Source organism: Lactiplantibacillus sp. YT640 (assembly GCF_049745435.1).
Classification (GTDB): domain Bacteria; phylum Bacillota; class Bacilli; order Lactobacillales; family Lactobacillaceae; genus Lactiplantibacillus; species Lactiplantibacillus plantarum.
Genome location: NZ_JBMNVY010000004.1, coordinates 163,653 through 180,839 on the forward strand (window position 1 = coordinate 163,653; position 17,187 = coordinate 180,839).

Below are 17,187 nucleotides of genomic sequence, written 5' to 3' on the forward strand. Positions count from 1 at the left end.
ACTAATCTTTTTTTCGTTTAGGTGCGTGGGTCGTCTTCGCTGACGGTTTTGCCAGTTTGACCTTATCACGCTCCATCATATCTTGGAGTTCATTCAAGAAGACGTGCATATCCTTGAATTGCCGGTAAACACTGGCAAAACGAATGTACGAAATTTCGTCAATATCTGCCAATTGCTCCATGACATACTCGCCGATAACTTGGCTTGAAATTTCATTTTCGCCCAGTGACCGGACCTTATTTTCAACATCATCAACGACGCCCGTCATGGTTTCCATGCTAACGGGTCGTTTCTCGGCCGAGCGAATAATTCCGCGCAAGACTTTTTCACGATTGAATTCTTCGCGGGCACCATTTTTCTTAATGACTAATAATGGCGTGGCTTCGACCCGTTCAAATGTTGTGAACCGGAACCCACAGTTTTCGCATTCCCGGCGCCGTCGAATCACGCGACCATCATCAGTTGGTCGACTGTCAACCACGCGGGAGCCATTATGATGACAATGTGGACATTGCATAGACTTCTCACCCCTTGTAACAACTAACAATCAGTTTTTCTTTATTTAGTAATAGTTTTCAGCCATTTTAACACGGCTGCTTTAGTTTTATCAATGTTGGCCCCGTTATCAATGACAACGTCAGCCCTTGCGACCTTCTGTGCAAGTGGCATTTGGCTGTCAATTCGTGCCTGAGCCGCCTGTTGCGATAAGTGGTTACGTGCCATTAACCGCTGCAATACTACGGCTGGTGGTGCCGTCACAACCAACACTTGATCACAAACATGTTGCCAGCCACTTTCAAATAACAACGGCACATCTAAAATAATTGCGTCGGGCTGTTGCTGGTTTGCCGCGACAATCGCTTCGAACATCGCGTACTGAATCGGTAACCGTGTAATTGCGGTTAAGGCTTGTAAAGCTTGAGCATCGTTAAAAACCAACTGGCCAAGCCATGGCCGATTCAGCCGCCCGTCTGCCAGCACTGCTTGCTGACCAAAGTGCGCCACAATCTTTTGGGTCGTCGGTTGGCCTGGCCCTTCAACCTGCCACGCGATTTTATCCGCATCAACGATTGGTAACTTAGTTGCCAGCAGCTTAGAAACAGTCGACTTACCAGTGGCAATGCCACCAGTCAATCCAATCAGCTTTGTCATCTTGATCACCTACAACCGTTGTTCTAACGGACAAAAATGGGTCCCTCGCTGTGCCACTTTGATTTTCTCAATAATCGTGCCACACCGTTCGCAAGGTTCCCCTTCACGACCATAGACGTGTAAGTGATTTTGAAACTGACCGGCCTCACCAAATGCCGTTGAAAATGAATGAACAGTGGTGCCGTGACCTTTAATTGCCATCGCCATTTCATCAATAATGTTTTGGCGCAATGTTGCAATCTCATCAGTAGTTAGTGAATTAGCAGGCCGCATTGGATGAATCTTACTCATCCATAGCGTTTCGTCCGCATAAATGTTCCCAATGCCCGCAATCTTACTTTGATCCAACAATAGTGGTTTGATCATCTTTTTCGACTTGCCAAAAGTGGCCGTCATATAAGCCAGTGTTAACTGTTCAGCAACGGGTTCCGGGCCAATTGTCCGCAATCCCGCCACCGTGTTTTCTTCACCGGTCGGCACGAGCGTCATTCGCCCGAACTTACGCGTATCGTTGTACAACAAATCACGATCATCGGTCAGATGGAAGATCACGTGCGTGTGTTTACCTTGATCTTCACCACGCGGTACAACATTATACTTGCCTTCCATCCGCAAATGCGACACCATCGTCAGACCATTGCTAAAGCGAAACAATAAATACTTCCCCCGCCGATCAATGGTCTGGATCGTTTGGTTGGCTAAACGCTGTTTGAAACTATCGACATCATTATTAATAATTTTCGGCCAAAAAACCTCGATACTAGCAATCGTTGCCCCGCTAACCAGACGATTTAAGCCGCGACGAACAGTTTCAACTTCAGGTAATTCAGGCATGGTGGTTCCCCCTATTTTGCATCGTACCAAGTATCACCGTAGTGGCTCTCAACCTTTAACGGTACGGCTAACTGTACGGCGGAATCCATCACGCTTGGCACTAATTTTTCTAAAACTGGAATTTCTTCTTTTGGCGCTTCAAAAATCAATTCATCATGAACTTGTAACAGCATGGTTGCTTTCAAACCCGCAGCCTGTAACTTATCTTGCATCTTAATCATCGCAATCTTGATAATATCAGCCGCACTCCCTTGGATGGGGGTATTCATGGCTGTCCGTTCAGCGAATGAGCGTTGGTTGAAGCTCTTGGAATTAATATCTGGCAAGTACCGGCGTCGATGTGAAATGGTTTCCACATAACCTTGTTTTTTCGCCGTTTGGACAATTTCATCCATATACTTTTTGACACCCGGATATTCTTTGAAGTAAGCGTCAATAAAGCTGCGAGCCTGTTTACGCGTAATGCCGATATTTTGTGACAAGCCGTAATCACTAATTCCATAGACGATTCCAAAGTTAACCGCCTTGGCTTGCCGTCGAATATTTGGCGTCACCTCTTCAGCTGAGTTCAAATGAAAGATTCGCATGGCCGTTGCGGCATGAATATCATCACCCGCTTTAAAAGCGGCCTGCATATTTTCATCATCAGTAATATGCGCGAGAACCCGTAATTCGATTTGCGAATAATCAGACGAGAAAATCTGCCAACCTTCATGACTAGGAACAAAGGCTTGTCGAATCTTACGTCCTTCTTCCAAGCGCACCGGAATGTTTTGTAAGTTTGGATCAACGGACGACAACCGGCCGGTTTGGGTCAACGTTTGCAAGTAGCGCGTATGCACTTTTTGATCAGCAGAATGAATGGCATCTAACAAACCGACAACGTAGGTCGATTGAATCTTCGAAATCTGACGATATTGTAAAATATTAGCGACGATTGGTGCTTCCGGTGCTAACTTTTCTAGAACGTCTACGGCGGTAGAATACCCTGTCTTGGTCTTCTTGATTACGGGTAATTTCATTTCTTCAAACAAGATGTGACCTAGTTGCTTAGGTGAATTAATATTGAACTCTTCACCGGCTTCTTGATAAATCGTCTGTTCAATTTCACTCAACCGTTCTGTAAACTGACTGCCCATGGCTTTAAGTCGACTGCTGTCGACCGTAATGCCGGCGATTTCCATCTGAGCTAAGACATTGGCCATCGGTTTTTCAATATCATCGTAAAGTTGATCCTGCTCATTGGCTGCCAATTCCTTTAATAACTGTGGCTTCAAACTAGCGATCGCGGCCAATTTCCGGGCGAGATGACTAAAGTAGACATCATCATCTTCAGGAATGGCACGCTTAACGCCCTTACCATAAACGGTCTCGTCACTCGGCAAGTCAGTGTACCCGTGTTGCTCAGCTAAACTTCCCAAGTCGTTACTGTTATCATTTGTATCTAATAAGTATGAAACGAGTAAGAGATCAAAATCGACTTTACCTAGCTGAATACCCAAACGATTAAGCCCGACCGTCGTGCGTTTCATATCAAAAACGTCCTTGGTAATCGTTGTGCTACTCAAGAGATCAGCCACAGTCGGTTGCATTAATAATTCCACATCCCGACTGATGTACCAGTGATCATCCGCTCCGATGGCAAAGCCAGCAAAGGCCGACGTGTGGTAGTTCGGCGTTGGCATCTCCAAATAAAAGTCCACGTGATCGGTAAATTGTTGCAATTCCGTCAGGTTAGCTTTCGTCAAGACGGTATAATCAATGGGCGTTGCTGGTTCGTCCGACTGTAGGTGTAATTTCTTCAAAAATGATTGAAAGTCCATCTTCTGATAAAACGCGGCCAGCTGGTCAAGATCCGGGCCATCATAGGATAAATCAGCCAATTGAACATCAATCGGCGCATCCCGCTTGATTGTTGCTAGCACCTTAGCCTGCGCCGCTTGTTCGCGATCCTCAATCAGATGTTCCTTCATCTTGCTCTGCTTCATGGCATCGATGTTTTCATAAATGCCTTCCATCGTACCATACTGTTTGAGTAATTTAAGGGCGGTCTTCTCACCAACCTTGGTGACACCCGGATAGTTATCCGAGGTATCACCTGTCAACCCCTTCATGTCAATAATTTGTGCCGGTGTGATGCCCAGCTTTTCTTCAACGTGCGCCGGCGTATAGTGTTCCACTTCAGAAACACCTTTAACGGTCACGGCCACCGTGGTATGCTCGGTCGTCAACTGCGTCAAATCACGGTCACCAGTGACGACCGTCGTGGTGTAGCCGGTTTGATCCGCTTGACCGGCCAGTGTGCCAATAATGTCATCGGCTTCGTAGTCTTTTAATTCATAATGTTTGATACCATACGCGTCTAATAGCTGTTTGATATACGGCATTTGTTCAGAAAACTCACTAGGCGTCTTAGCCCGGCCACCCTTGTAATTATCGTACATGGCTGTTCGAAACGTGGTCTTACCCGCATCAAAAGCCACTAACATATCCGTGGGTTCGACTGCCTTGATCATGTGGTCAAGCATTGTATTGAAGCCATAAATGGCGTTGGTATGCAGGCCGTCTGGATTTACGAACCGTTCCAGTTGACTATGCAACGCAAAGAACGCCCGAAATGCCACACTGTTACCATCAATCAGTAATAATTTTTTTGCCATTAGTTTGCTCCCCATCTCTTAATTTAAATCATCATTTTTATGAAAATCCGTCACTCAGACCATTAATACCACTCGATTGGCGGTCTGATTCGCAGCGCCTGTCAGTACAGGCTGAACGACTAATTATTTACCCTTATAATTGTACCAAACAATTAAGTAAAACGGGAGTTCGGTCCACCGAAAACCCGTGAAATAACTCATTTTCGGTAAATTAAAAGGATTATGACATCTTGGTCATAATCCTTAATAATTATCTTAATGATTAGTCGCGGCTTGAGCCACCGAAGATTTGGACGAAGTAGAGGAACAAGTTAACGAAGTCCAAGTATAATTGTAAGGCCCCAGTAACGGCCAAACCAGTCGATGAAACCTGGTCACCATATTGTAAATACATGTTGCGCATCCGGTTAGCGTCCCACATGGATAAGCCGGCGAAGATCAATACACCAATGTATGAAAAGATGTAACTAATCATGGCACTTTGTAAGAACATATTGACCAGTGAAGCGACAAACAACCCGATTAAAGCTGCAATCAAGTGCGTCCCAATACGTGAAATATCACGCTTAGTCGTCGTCCCAATCACCGCCATGGTCGCAAATACAGCTCCAGCTGCAACGAACGCACCGGTGATAACGGCACCCGTGTATAAGGACAAGGTCACTGACATTTCAACCCCAAAGATGATGGCAAAGAGCATCAGTAAGGTGAAGCTCATCGCTGGATTGCGTGTCGCGTTGACTTGAATCCCACCAATCATCACAAACATGCTGACAATGAAGATCATCAAGAAGATGAATGGGTGTTGTGAAAAGGCGGCATTAATTTGTGCTTGGAACGTGGTCATCGCTAAGTAAACGGTAAAGGCCGAAACTAACACGGCGATTGTCATAAACCCATACATTTTAGTTAGGAAACTACGGAGGCCAACTTGTGTGTTGATGGTCCGTGGTTGTGGGTCATTTTGAAAATTGTTCATAAAATCCCTCTTTCACCTAAAAATTGACTACTCGTTACTTTTTCCGAGTTAAGATTAAAAATTGAGTTTGTGCATCGTTACTAACGCAGACTGCGCTAGTAACAACACCACACTAGTTTGTCAATCATTTGCCTATGACTAGCCATCTCAATCAGTCACCTCAACTTTCTTAACTTAAGTCTATCAAATTAGTCAAAGAAGGTAAAATAGTTTGTGCCTGTGAATTTAATAAGAATTTCTTATGTCTAAGTGAATTCCATTCAATCATTGTCTTTAATGGATTACCGCTACATTAGGATTTTCCGGAATGGGACACCATAAGCGTTTATAATAGAACTTCAATCGGTAGGACTTTTTGCGGGACATCCGGGGAAGATTTTTTAGGGGCGGGCGGCGTCATACATAACTTTCTAAATAAGAAGTCCCACACTAGTATTGACTTGCTAGTGTGGGACTTCTTATTATTTAATGTACAAAGCATTGATTAGTTTTAGCATGTTGGAAACTACAATAAAACACTAAATCTAGCCATTGTCTTGTTAATTGTTTTCTGAAGCAGCAATACCCTGCAAATATCGTTGTCGCAATGCAGCTACCTTAACCTCAACAACTTGATTATGATTAATCCGTGCAAAAGCTTCTGTTTCACTCATTAACCGCTTAATCAATTTATCCGAAAGTTGTTGCTTAACAGCATTCTCGGTCGCTAAGTATTTCAATCTTGGTAAGTAATACGTGACATGTTCATCTGAGCAAAGCGCTACCCCATCATCTATTAGACGATTACTTGTGACGAAATCACCACTAATTGCGTAATACTCTGCCGTATAAAAGATTAGGGTTAACAGCCGTAAGTAATCATTTGCATATCCTGATGAGCCAGCGTGCTCGACATAGTATCGTACTCTCCTGAAATAAAATTGAGCTTTCTCAGGCTCAGCTAACCGGCCATACATGACACCCAGACCGACATAAGCTAGCGGTGTGAAAATTGTTTGGTGAGCCCTATCCAAATCATCAACGATTTGCGAGAAGGAAAAACAAATATCACTGGCTGTTCCATTAATCAACGAACTTAGCATGCCACATAAATAGTAATATTGCATCCGTGAAGGTACCGCATCAATTTGCTCAACTTTCAGGTCTACCAATGATTGCAGGACTGATTGATAATCTTCCATCATCAGTCGTCGCTCAATCTCATCAAGTTGCTGTCGAATTTGGGTCACTGAATTAGCCTGGTTTTCACTTAGATCATCAACTGTCAATCCCAGACGAGCGCAGAGCTGATTTAAAATTGCTAATGCTGGTACTCGCCCACGCCGTTCAAACTTACTTAAAGTCGCCTGCGTACAAATTCCGTTTGATAATTTGACTTGTGAAATTTTTAAAGCTTTTCGCCGGGCAATAAACTTTTCAATATCCATCGCACACCACCTTGTCTCACCCGTTAGCCATGAATGCCAAGGGCAACCTTAGCAAAACGACTCATTTTATCAATTCCCCAAGCAGGTTCCCAGACCAAGTCAAGTTCACAATTCTTAACACCATCCACACTCATAATTGCTTGATTAATTTGACTTGCCAATAAATTTCCTAATGGGCACCCCATCGTCGTCAGCGTCATCGTTACCGTGCAGCTACCATTATCGTCTACGTCAACACCATAGATCAAACCAAGGTTAACCATGTCAACGCCCAGTTCTGGATCAATCACCTGCTCTAACGACTTCATGACCGCGTCTTCAACGGGTGAGAGGGCCTTATCCTCGCCAAGTTCGTCTGCCATTCTGCCACACTCCTGTCTGTTTAAAACTGTTTTTAATTATACCATTGTTAGAATATACGTTAATAATCCTAATTTATAATAAAGTACGTCGCCAATATTAACGAAAAGGCGAATCAGCATGATAAAAACACTAACCGAGATACAATTTTAAATTACTACAATTATCAACCATCCTAGCTGGCACGATTATAATGGCTAACATTCATCAACAATCATTTAACCAAAAAACTCGAATCGCAATCTCGCATGCCACTCAAGTTTTATTTTAACATCAGCTTAACCAATCCCCCTTACTACCCGATTGAACCTTCCATCTCAAAGCTGATTAACCGGTTTAATTCAACAGCATATTCCATCGGTAATTGCTTCGTAAATGGTTCTACGAATCCCATGATAATCATTTCGGTTGCCTTAGCTTCTGAAATCCCTCGGCTCATCAAGTAGTAGAGCTGTTCTTCTGAGATTTTGGACACCTTAGCTTCGTGTTCCATCGCGACGTTAGCACTGTCGATTTCATTATACGGAATCGTGTTGGAAGACGACTGGTCATCCATGATGATCGTATCACACTCAACATGCGCTTTGGAACCGTCTGAATGCTTGGCAAAACGCACGGTTCCACGGTAATCAGTCGCACCACCAGTCTTAGCGATGGACTTCGAAACAATCGAACTGGAGGTATTCTTAGCATTATGAATCATCCGAGCACCAGAATCTTGGTGGATGCCATTGCTGGCAACCGCGATCGATAACATGGTCCCGCGGGCACCTTCCCCATTCAAATAAACGCTTGGGTACTTCATCGTAACCTTCGAACCTAAATTCCCATCGACCCATTCCATCGTGGCATTTTCGGCCGCTGCAGCTCGCTTAGTTTCCAGGCTATAAACATTGTCAGACCAGTTTTGAATCGTTGTATAACGGCAGTAAGCGTTGGGCTCAACATTGACTTCAACAACGGCCGCGTGCAAACTATCTGAAGAATAATTAGGGGCCGTACACCCTTCGACATAGTCGACACTGGCACCATCTTCCACGATAATCAAAGTCCGCTCAAACTGACCCGAGTTTTCAGCATTTAACCGGAAATATGACTGAATTGGCGTCTTCGTCTGGACACCCTTAGGCACGTAAATGAAGGACCCACCTGACCAGACCGCCGCGTTTAAAGCCGCAAACTTGTTATCGGTTGGTTTGACGAGTTTCCCAAACCACTTCTTGAACAGTTCTGGATAATCGTGAAGCGCCGTATCGGTATCGGTAAAAATAATACCTAACTTTTCAAAATCTTTACGCATATTGTGATAAACGACTTCAGATTCATACTGCGCCGATGAACCGGCTAAGTATTTCCGTTCAGCTTCAGGCACACCTAACCGGTCGAACGTCCGCTTCAAGTCAGCTGGGACTTCTTTCCAGTCACGGAACTTTTTATCGGTCATCTTCTGATAATACAGCATGTCCTTCAAGTCGAGTTTCGTGAGATCCGGGCCAAACTTAGGCATCGGCATCTTTAAATACTCATGATAGGCATTTAACCGATAATCCAACATCCATTGTGGCTCATGTTTTGCCGCGGAAATTTCGCGCACCGTGGCTTCCGTTAATCCTCGCCCAGTTGAATATGCTGGTTTGACATCGTCATGAAATCCATATTCATAATCACGGTCATTTTTGACCACGTCAGGTACTTCACTCATACTTCTGATTCCTCCTCATTGCCATTTTCAGCAAGCAATGCCCGTTGCAAAGCCCACCAAGCTAGCGTGGCACATTTGATTCGTGCCGGAAATTGCATAATATTCGATAAAATTGCGGCGTCTTCTAAGGCATCCATATCGGCCTGCGGGTGTTGCTTGCCAATCGCCATATCCGAAAATGTCTTAGCCATTGCCAATGCCTGTTCTTTCGACTTACCCATCACCGCATCCGTCATCATACTGGCCGATGCTTGACTGATGGTACAGCCCTCACCCGTAAATCCAATATCTTCGATTTGATCATGCGCATCCAATTGAATAGCCAAATTGATGACGTCGCCACAAGTTGGATTTTTCAACGTAATGGCATGTGTTGCGTTTGGCAACGCATTTTTATGATGCGGATGATCACCATGATCTAAAATCACTTCGCGATATAAGCCACTTAATTTAGACAGTCCCATGTTCGAAAAACTCCTTTGTTGCTTGGAGTGACGTTAATAATTGATCAGCGTCCGCTTGTGTATTGTAAATGTAAAAACTAGCCCGTGCAGTTGCTACTAAGCCGAGCGCTGCCATCAGGGGTTGTGCACAGTGATGACCCGCGCGAACGGCGACACCTTCCATATCCAACGCGGTAGCCGCGTCGTGCGGGTGCAAACCGTCGATATTAAAGGCGATGACGCCCGTATGATGTTGGGGATCTTGGGGACCGTAGACCGTGACACCAGGCATTGCAATCAACTTAGGCAATAAGTAATTGACTAATTGCTGTTCGTGTTGCTGAACTTGATCCATACCGAGTTGCGTCAAATAATCAACCGCCGCGCCCAAGCCGAGCGCACCGGCAATGTTCTGAGTGCCCGCTTCAAACTTCCACGGTAGTTCCGCCCAGGTACTGTCATCACGGTGAACAAAGCCAATCATCTCACCACCAAATTGATACGGTGGCATCGTAGCTAATAAATTCTCACGACCATATAGAACGCCAATACCGGTTGGTCCTAGCATTTTATGCCCTGAAAATGCGTAAAAATCAACATCGAGTGCCTGGACATCGACCGGCATATGAGGGGCTGCTTGCGCCCCATCCGCAATCATCACGGCACCGTGTTGATGCGCCAATCGTGCTAACGCCTTGATTGGATTGACCGTTCCCAATACATTACTAGCATGGGTCACTGAAACAATTTTTGTTCGATCCGTAATCTTGTTGGCAGCATCGGCCATGTCCAATTCACCAGTCGCCGTTAACTCAATATATTTCAAGGTGGCGTGCTTACGCAATGCTAACTGTTGCCACGGAATTAAATTACTATGATGCTCCATAATGGAAATGACGATCTCATCACCCGCTTGAATATTGGCTTCGCCATAAGTACTGGCAATCAGATTGAGACTATCCGTCGTCCCTTTGGTGAAGACGATTTCATCCGTTTTTGCAGCATTGATGAACCGTTGCACCTTGGCGCGCGCAGCTTCGTATTGACTAGTGGCCCGCTCTGCTAAGGTGTGCACACCGCGATGAACATTGGCATTATCGTGTTGATAAAAGTGAACGAGCGCATCCACGACTTGGTTGGGGCGCTGCGCAGTCGCCGCATTATCCAGGTAGACAAGTCGTTCATCATTCACTTGTTGGTTTAGAATGGGAAAATCTGACCGTAACGTCTCAAAATTGGATGCCATCTTCAAGCTTCCTTTCAATCGTGTTCGTTAAGCGAGTCCGGACAGTCTTCGATGGGATCGCACCAATCACGGTACTTAAGAAGCCCCGAATAACCAACCGTTGGGCCTGTGGTTTATCAATCCCGCGACTCATCAAATAGTACATTTGATTTTGATCAATTTGACCAACACTTGCTGCATGTCCAGCTAACACGTCATTTTCATCGATCAATAGAATCGGGTTCGCGTCACCATGGGCATCATCAGACATCATCAAAACCCGATTTTCCTGTTCAGCATGTGCACCGGAGGCCCCGTGAATAATGTGACCGATTCCGTTAAAAATCAGGTTAGACTTTTCCATAATGACCCCACGTTGTACGATATTGCCGTCAGTCTTCTTACCACGGTTAGTGACCCGCGTATTAACACAGACATCCTGGGCCTTGGTCGTCACTGTGATGACCTTGGCATCGGATTTGGCGCCCTCACCGATCAGTTCCGAGTCAAAGTCCCCGAAAGTGTTACCGTTATTCATCATCCCGATAGCCCAATCGACTTTGGCTCCCCGACTGATCGCGGCCCGCCGATTCAAATAAGCAGTCGTGTTGGCCCCGAGTTCATCGAACGCTGAAAAATGCACTTCACTGTCAGCCCGTGCCAAAATTTCTACAACACAGTTGGCGATATTATCGACGTCACCCTTCGTTGTCAGGTGCTGAGTTACTGCGAAATGACTGTCTTGTTCAGCCACAATCAAGACGTGACTAATTAACGGTTGCACTCGGGTACTATCCTGAATCGTGGTGATCTCAATTGGTTCTTTGACAGTAACCCCTTTAGGAACATATAGGAAGACCCCGGCGTTCAAAAACGCGGTATGGTAGCTGGTCAACCGGTCCTCGTCAGTTTTGACGACTTTGCCCATAAAATGTTTTTCAGTTAGCTGTGGATGTTCGCGAAAAGCCGTGAACATATCGGTCAAAATGACACCCTGATCATCTAGTTCATCAGGCAAATTGACGGTCACCGTTGTCTGCCCAACTTGTACGATTTGGATATGACCAGCTTCAGCCGTTACATCAGTTGCTAAAGTTCGATCCGAACGACTGAACTTTAGTGGTTGGTCGGTGGGCGTCAGTGGCCAGTCGCGAATACTAAAGCGATCAGCTTTGGGAACCGCTAGGCCTTGCATCGCATCTAAAGCCGCTAAACGGCGTTCAACGAGCCAGTGCGGTTCACCATGTTCGTTAGCAGCCGCAGCTAGCGTTGTTTTGATAGTTTCATAATCAGCAGTTGCTTCCATTACTGCCACCCCCTAATCTTCGTCGTCAACAAGTTTGACATCAATGTTCAAATCGTCACGTAAACCAGCATAACCTTCTTTTTCAAGGGTCTTTGCTAAGTCGGCGTTACCAGTCTTCACGATTCGACCACCCATCATCACGTGAACGACATCGGGCACAATGTAGTTTAACAGCCGTTGATAATGCGTGATAATCAATGAGCCGAAATTATCGCCCCGCATCGAATTAACACCCTTAGAAACCACTTGTAACGCATCGATATCAAGCCCGGAATCAATTTCGTCCAATAAGGCGAATGATGGCTTGATCATCAATAATTGCAAAATTTCGTTACGCTTCTTTTCACCACCGGAGAAACCTTCGTTTAGGTAACGTTCCGTCATGGATTCGCTCATATTAAGTAGTGCCAAGTTCTTGTCGAGTTCTTTAAGAAAGGCCATCACTGAGATTTGATCATCAGCTGGTCGACGTGCGTTCATTGCTGCCCGTAAAAATTCAGCGTTGGTGACCCCTTGAATTTCAGCTGGATACTGCATGCCGAGGAAGAGTCCCTTACGTGCACGTTCATCAACTGGCATGTTTACGATACTTTCGCCGTTCAACAAGATATCACCCTGAGTAACGTGATAAGCCGGTTGGCCCATAATAGTTTGTGATAAAGTGGACTTACCAGTCCCATTTGGTCCCATAATGGCATGAATTTCACCAGTTTTCATAGATAAATTGACGCCTTTTAAAATCTCACGAGACTTTTTTTGCTCATCATCCGTCACTTCAACGTGTAAATCTTTAACTTCCAAGGTTGCCATTTAAATCATCCTCCAACAATTGAATTTATTACCCAAGCCGTTATTCCTTCCGTATATAATGATTAGTCAACGGCTTCAACAAAAATAGCGTAACATCGGCCTTTTTGTATTCTATACTTAGAGTATAACCGTTTTCATTTCAAAAGAAAATAAGGCTTTTCCCCATATTAATAAAAGCCCTTTCATGCTATGATGTAGGTATAATATTTTTGATGAATTATTCACTATTGGAATATTCAGAAAGGACTGAGCCTTATGCTAAGTCAATCCGTTACTAATACATCACAACTACATATTCAACAATTCACAGGTTTGGATAATCAGACCGTTCAACGATTGCACAGCTTAGGGCTACATGTCGGCAGTCCGCTGGCCGTTGTCCGCTACTATCCGTTTCACGGACCAGTAATTGTTCAGATTGATCAACAACGGATTGGGATTCGGTACACCGTATTTCAAACGTTGATTGGAGGCCATTAAGATGACGACGGTTGCATTGCTCGGAAATCCCAATACTGGTAAGACCACGCTATTCAATGAACTGACGGATAAATACGCGTACGTCGGTAACTGGACCGGCGTGACCGTTGAGAAGAAGATGGGCCGGATTCGGCACTCTGAAGTTGAAATGGTCGATTTACCCGGAGTCTATTCACTTAATCCAATCACCAAAGATGAAGCAGTCGTCACCAACTATCTGCTACATAACCACCCTGATCTAATTCTGAACGTGACCAACGCGAGTCAGCTCAAGCGTAACTTACTACTGTCGATCGAAGTGTTGGAATTTGGCGCACCGGTGATTATCGCACTCAACATGATTGATGACCTCAAACGGACGGGCCATTATTATGATTTTGACACGCTAGCTGAACAACTTGGCTGTCAGATCAAAGCGACTAACGCCCGCAATAAAGAAGGGCTGCATCAGCTACGCGAAGACTTATTGGCAGGTCCCCATCCGGCCGCGACACCGCTCAAACTCAACTATCCTTTCATGATTGAGCAAGCCATTCGTCAGGCTAGCCAACAGCTCATCAAAAAATTTGATTTGACAGCAGACTTCGCACGGTGGCTGACGATTCAATTTATTAATCAAAATAAGCCAATTCGAGCCTACGCGAAACACATGGGATTGACACCACTCACTAGTCAAGCCGCTTATTACGACGCTCAAAAATTCGACGAGCAGATCTTCCAAACCCGACTAGACTTTATTGAGCAAACCTTAGCCAGCGCTAGTCAAAACTTGGCAAGCACCAGCCACGTCGAGATGACTGCTAAAATCGACAAGTGGGTCACCAATCCGTTCTTAGGGCTACCCGTCTTCGTGGGAATCTTCTACTTGATGTTCAAATTATCCTTTGATTGGGTCGGCACGCCCCTGTCAGATTTGTTAGATAGCTTCGTCTCCGGACCACTATCCACCACCGTGAGTCACTGGTTGACCATGGCTGGAGCCATCCCGGTCTTGCGCTCACTGATTGTTAACGGCCTAATTGCAGGGGTCGGTGGCGTGCTCGTCTTTATTCCCCAAATTTTTGTCTTGTTTGCCTGTATTTCAATCTTGGAAGATTCAGGTTACATGGCACGAGCAGCACTAGTTACGGACCGCTTGATGCAGATGATTGGACTCAACGGGAAGGCATTTATCCCCCTAATTATTGGATTTGGATGCAACGTCACTGGTATTATGGCCGCCCGGACAATTGAACAACCTAAAGAACGCTTAATTACAACGCTGATTTCCCCATTTATGAGTTGCTCCGCCCGTCTGCCAATCTACAGCCTATTTGTGGCCGCTTTTTTCCCGAAAAATCAGGCCCTAATTGTCTTGTCGATTTACTTTCTTGGCATTGCGGTCGCCCTCGGTATGGCTAAATTTTATCAACTGATTTTCAACGTCGATGATAGTTCCGTCTTCATCGTTGAGTTACCACAGTATCATATTCCCCGGGCTGACATTATTTGGCGTGGCACCTGGGATAAGGGTAAAGGGTTCATCAAAAAGGCAGGTACTATCATTTTTGCCGGTACGGTCTTGATTTGGTTACTTTCCTCATTCGGTACTAGCGGCTTAGTCAGCGACATCGACAACAGCTTTGCCGCGACACTTGGCAAAACACTATTACCGCTGTTCGCGCCACTCGGTGTGACTGCTTGGCAAGTTATCTCAGCCCTCTTTACTGGGATTCTAGCCAAAGAAGTCATCAGCTCTAGTATGATGGTAATGTTCCACAGCGCAAATCAGGCCGGCTTGATTGCCATGATGGGGCGCTTTTTCACACCGTTATCCGCATACGCGATGCTCGTCTTCATCTTGCTATATGTCCCGTGCTTCGCCACGATTGGGACCATCAAGTCCGAGACTGGATCGACCAAGTGGGCTGTTTACGCCGTCTGCTCGAGTTTGGTCATTGCTTACACCTTGGCCTTCGTCATTTACCAAGTTGGTCAATTATTTATCTGAAAGGAGTTTGATTCACATGGCATTATTCGTTAATTTCTTAATTATCGCACTAATTATTGGGGCTGCTGGCTATCAGATTTATCGCGTGGTCAAACGTGCTAAAAAGGGCAAATGTGCGGCCTGCGACTATGATTGTGAAGCTAAGAAAATGTTAAACAAAGCCCAGAAGCAACAAAACTAAGACTACTGCACCTGCCTCACTAACCACGTGGTTAATCCTTAGAAATCATACACACTAATAAAACACCAATGACGGAGATTCTAGTGAATTATCCTCATTGGTGCTTTATTTATCGACTGCATAAGTTCCATTAAAACTTGTAAGGTCAAAATAGGTCGCACAACTGTTGTCTAGCAATAATCTAACATCTCTCATAGGGTTTCATCTTGGATGCTAACGCCGGTTTACGCTAAATCAATTTAAAGACAGACTAAAAAAGCGGCCCTGCTGGGGCCGCTTTTTTAAAAATTATTTCATTTGGTCTTCATAAATTTTTTCGTACTTTTGAATGTCACCAGCACCCATAAAGACAGCGACGGCATTGTGGTAAGCCGTTAAAGCAGACATGTCATCGGTCGTGATAATTTCACCACCATTGGGTAACTTAGCAGCTAAGTCTTTGGAGGAAACATCACCAGATTTTTCACGGGCAGAACTGAAGATATTGGTCAAAAAGACGTGATCTGCCTTGCTTAAGCTGGCTGCAAAGCCATCCATCAATGCTTTCGTCCGTGAGAACGTATGTGGTTGGAATACGGCCAAGATTTCCTTATCCGGATACTTTTGGCGTGCAGCATCCAATGTTGCTTTAATTTCTGATGGATGATGTGCGTAGTCGTCGATCATGACCATATCGCCAACTTGATGTTCTGAGAAACGTCGTTTAACCCCACTAAAGTCGAGGAGTTCCCGCCGAATTTCGTCCAAGTTCACCTTTTCAAAGTAAGAAACCGCAATGACAGCCGTGCTGTTTAAGACATTGTGTTCACCAAACAATGGGATTTCAAATTCCCCTAACGATTCATCGTGATACTTCACTTCAAATGAAGACCCCTTAGTCGTTCGTTTGATATTAACCGCTTGAAAGTCGTCACGGTCATTCGTCCCGTAATAGTAAATTGGGGTATCAACATCGAGGTGTCGTAAACTTTCATCGTCACCCCAAGCAAAGATGCCCTTCTTCACTTGATTGCCAAATTGTTGGAAAGCGGATTGAACGTCAGCTAAATCCTTGTAGTAATCAGGATGGTCAAAGTCAACGTTCGTCATGATGGCATAATCGGGATGGTAAGCAACGAAGTGCCGCCGATATTCATCCGCTTCAAAAACGAAGAAACGCGCGTCAGGGGTGCCTTTACCGGTCCCATCACCAATCAAGTAACTGGTGGGAGCAATATGACTCAAAACGTGGGACAACAAACCAGTTGTCGACGTCTTCCCGTGAGTCCCGGCCACACCAATACTCGTGAAGCCTTCCATTAATTTTCCAAGAAATTCATGATAACGATAAACGGGCAACCCCATTTCACGCGCCTTTTTGATTTCAGGATGGTCATCAGTAAATGAGTTCCCCGCAATCACTGTGAGGCCTTCGCGAATGTTATCTTCGGAAAACGGTAGCATCTTAATGCCAGCTGCAGCTAGACCTTTTTGCGTAAACGTATATTGTTCAATATCTGAGCCTTCAACTTGGTAACCCTTGTCATGTAAAATCAAGGCTAGTGAGCTCATCCCAGAGCCCTTGATCCCAACAAAATAATAAACCGTTGCTTTATCCATTATGCTAATAATCTCCCATATTCACAATTCATCAATCAT

The 17,187-nt window shown here is 45.0% G+C and carries 16 protein-coding genes; 3 read left to right on the forward strand and 13 right to left on the reverse strand.

The window, feature by feature from the left end; all coding sequences use genetic code 11:
• Position 1: 1 nt before the first annotated feature.
• The 12 genes from nrdR to sufC all read right to left on the reverse strand — a co-directional run bounded on the left by nrdR (position 2) and on the right by sufC (position 12,898).
• Positions 2-517 carry a transcriptional regulator NrdR gene (gene nrdR / locus ACOV1R_RS04855; RefSeq protein WP_003640274.1) on the reverse strand — a complete coding sequence of 172 codons (516 nt, stop codon included), beginning with the start codon at positions 515-517 and terminating at the stop codon, positions 2-4.
• Between the two features lie 41 nt (positions 518-558).
• Positions 559-1,152 carry a dephospho-CoA kinase gene (coaE, locus tag ACOV1R_RS04860; RefSeq protein WP_003645195.1) on the reverse strand — a complete coding sequence of 198 codons (594 nt, stop codon included), beginning with the start codon at positions 1,150-1,152 and terminating at the stop codon, positions 559-561.
• A gap of 9 nt (positions 1,153-1,161) precedes the next feature.
• Positions 1,162-1,986 carry a bifunctional DNA-formamidopyrimidine glycosylase/DNA-(apurinic or apyrimidinic site) lyase gene (gene mutM, locus ACOV1R_RS04865; protein ID WP_003640272.1) on the reverse strand — a complete coding sequence of 275 codons (825 nt, stop codon included), beginning with the start codon at positions 1,984-1,986 and terminating at the stop codon, positions 1,162-1,164.
• A gap of 11 nt (positions 1,987-1,997) precedes the next feature.
• Complete coding sequence (polA, locus tag ACOV1R_RS04870; RefSeq protein WP_003645196.1) at positions 1,998-4,646, reverse strand: DNA polymerase I; 2,649 nt, start codon at positions 4,644-4,646, stop codon at positions 1,998-2,000.
• A gap of 262 nt (positions 4,647-4,908) precedes the next feature.
• Positions 4,909-5,625: a Bax inhibitor-1/YccA family protein gene (locus ACOV1R_RS04875; protein ID WP_003640270.1), complete on the reverse strand. Its 717-nt coding sequence runs from the start codon at positions 5,623-5,625 to the stop codon at positions 4,909-4,911.
• Positions 5,626-6,164: 539 nt separating this feature from the next.
• Positions 6,165-7,052 carry a helix-turn-helix domain-containing protein gene (locus ACOV1R_RS04880; RefSeq protein ID WP_015380237.1) on the reverse strand — a complete coding sequence of 296 codons (888 nt, stop codon included), beginning with the start codon at positions 7,050-7,052 and terminating at the stop codon, positions 6,165-6,167.
• A 23-nt stretch (positions 7,053-7,075) separates the two neighbouring features.
• Positions 7,076-7,414 carry a metal-sulfur cluster assembly factor gene (locus ACOV1R_RS04885; protein ID WP_003640268.1) on the reverse strand — a complete coding sequence of 113 codons (339 nt, stop codon included), beginning with the start codon at positions 7,412-7,414 and terminating at the stop codon, positions 7,076-7,078.
• A gap of 293 nt (positions 7,415-7,707) precedes the next feature.
• On the reverse strand, positions 7,708-9,114 hold the full coding sequence (gene sufB / locus ACOV1R_RS04890) for a Fe-S cluster assembly protein SufB (RefSeq protein WP_003640267.1): 1,407 nt from the start codon (positions 9,112-9,114) through the stop codon (positions 7,708-7,710).
• Positions 9,111-9,578, reverse strand: coding sequence for a Fe-S cluster assembly sulfur transfer protein SufU (gene sufU, locus ACOV1R_RS04895; protein WP_003640266.1), 468 nt, complete (start codon positions 9,576-9,578; stop codon positions 9,111-9,113). Before sufU ends, sufB begins: the two co-directional genes overlap by 4 nt.
• Positions 9,565-10,803 carry a cysteine desulfurase gene (locus ACOV1R_RS04900; RefSeq protein WP_097558140.1) on the reverse strand — a complete coding sequence of 413 codons (1,239 nt, stop codon included), beginning with the start codon at positions 10,801-10,803 and terminating at the stop codon, positions 9,565-9,567. The genes sufU and ACOV1R_RS04900 overlap by 14 nt, the downstream gene beginning before the upstream one ends.
• A complete protein-coding gene (gene sufD, locus ACOV1R_RS04905) occupies positions 10,787-12,088 on the reverse strand; it encodes a Fe-S cluster assembly protein SufD (protein ID WP_003645199.1) in 1,302 nt (433 codons plus the stop codon). Before sufD ends, ACOV1R_RS04900 begins: the two co-directional genes overlap by 17 nt.
• A gap of 12 nt (positions 12,089-12,100) precedes the next feature.
• Positions 12,101-12,898 carry a Fe-S cluster assembly ATPase SufC gene (gene sufC, locus ACOV1R_RS04910; protein ID WP_003640263.1) on the reverse strand — a complete coding sequence of 266 codons (798 nt, stop codon included), beginning with the start codon at positions 12,896-12,898 and terminating at the stop codon, positions 12,101-12,103.
• A 255-nt stretch (positions 12,899-13,153) separates the two neighbouring features.
• On the opposite strand from sufC, the gene ACOV1R_RS04915 reads away from it, so the two are divergent.
• From ACOV1R_RS04915 to ACOV1R_RS04925, 3 genes are read left to right on the forward strand one after another with little or no spacing between them, the layout of a single operon-like run.
• A complete protein-coding gene (locus ACOV1R_RS04915; RefSeq protein ID WP_003640262.1) occupies positions 13,154-13,378 on the forward strand; it encodes a FeoA family protein in 225 nt (74 codons plus the stop codon).
• Position 13,379: 1 nt separating this feature from the next.
• Positions 13,380-15,368: a ferrous iron transport protein B gene (gene feoB, locus ACOV1R_RS04920; protein ID WP_003640261.1), complete on the forward strand. Its 1,989-nt coding sequence runs from the start codon at positions 13,380-13,382 to the stop codon at positions 15,366-15,368.
• A gap of 16 nt (positions 15,369-15,384) precedes the next feature.
• Positions 15,385-15,549 carry a FeoB-associated Cys-rich membrane protein gene (locus ACOV1R_RS04925; protein WP_003640260.1) on the forward strand — a complete coding sequence of 55 codons (165 nt, stop codon included), beginning with the start codon at positions 15,385-15,387 and terminating at the stop codon, positions 15,547-15,549.
• 288 nt (positions 15,550-15,837) lie between these two features.
• On the opposite strand, the gene murC is transcribed toward ACOV1R_RS04925, so the two are convergent.
• Positions 15,838-17,148 (reverse strand): UDP-N-acetylmuramate--L-alanine ligase, encoded by a 1,311-nt coding sequence (gene murC, locus ACOV1R_RS04930; RefSeq protein ID WP_003640259.1) that lies wholly within the window; start codon positions 17,146-17,148, stop codon positions 15,838-15,840.
• Positions 17,149-17,187: the final 39 nt, after the last annotated feature.

Excerpts from the sequence above, each read along its gene's own strand:
- nrdR (WP_003640274.1), bottom strand. The coding sequence starts at position 517 with ATGCAATGTCCACATTGTCATCATAATGGCTCCCGCGTGGTTGACAGT.
- coaE (WP_003645195.1), bottom strand. The coding sequence starts at position 1,152 with ATGACAAAGCTGATTGGATTGACTGGTGGCATTGCCACTGGTAAGTCG.
- mutM (WP_003640272.1), bottom strand. The coding sequence starts at position 1,986 with ATGCCTGAATTACCTGAAGTTGAAACTGTTCGTCGCGGCTTAAATCGT.
- polA (WP_003645196.1), bottom strand. The coding sequence starts at position 4,646 with ATGGCAAAAAAATTATTACTGATTGATGGTAACAGTGTGGCATTTCGG.
- ACOV1R_RS04875 (WP_003640270.1), bottom strand. The coding sequence starts at position 5,625 with ATGAACAATTTTCAAAATGACCCACAACCACGGACCATCAACACACAA.
- ACOV1R_RS04880 (WP_015380237.1), bottom strand. The coding sequence starts at position 7,052 with ATGGATATTGAAAAGTTTATTGCCCGGCGAAAAGCTTTAAAAATTTCA.
- ACOV1R_RS04885 (WP_003640268.1), bottom strand. The coding sequence starts at position 7,414 with ATGGCAGACGAACTTGGCGAGGATAAGGCCCTCTCACCCGTTGAAGAC.
- sufB (WP_003640267.1), bottom strand. The coding sequence starts at position 9,114 with ATGAGTGAAGTACCTGACGTGGTCAAAAATGACCGTGATTATGAATAT.
- sufU (WP_003640266.1), bottom strand. The coding sequence starts at position 9,578 with ATGGGACTGTCTAAATTAAGTGGCTTATATCGCGAAGTGATTTTAGAT.
- ACOV1R_RS04900 (WP_097558140.1), bottom strand. The coding sequence starts at position 10,803 with ATGGCATCCAATTTTGAGACGTTACGGTCAGATTTTCCCATTCTAAAC.
- sufD (WP_003645199.1), bottom strand. The coding sequence starts at position 12,088 with ATGGAAGCAACTGCTGATTATGAAACTATCAAAACAACGCTAGCTGCG.
- sufC (WP_003640263.1), bottom strand. The coding sequence starts at position 12,898 with ATGGCAACCTTGGAAGTTAAAGATTTACACGTTGAAGTGACGGATGAT.
- ACOV1R_RS04915 (WP_003640262.1), top strand. The coding sequence starts at position 13,154 with ATGCTAAGTCAATCCGTTACTAATACATCACAACTACATATTCAACAA.
- feoB (WP_003640261.1), top strand. The coding sequence starts at position 13,380 with ATGACGACGGTTGCATTGCTCGGAAATCCCAATACTGGTAAGACCACG.
- ACOV1R_RS04925 (WP_003640260.1), top strand. The coding sequence starts at position 15,385 with ATGGCATTATTCGTTAATTTCTTAATTATCGCACTAATTATTGGGGCT.
- murC (WP_003640259.1), bottom strand. The coding sequence starts at position 17,148 with ATGGATAAAGCAACGGTTTATTATTTTGTTGGGATCAAGGGCTCTGGG.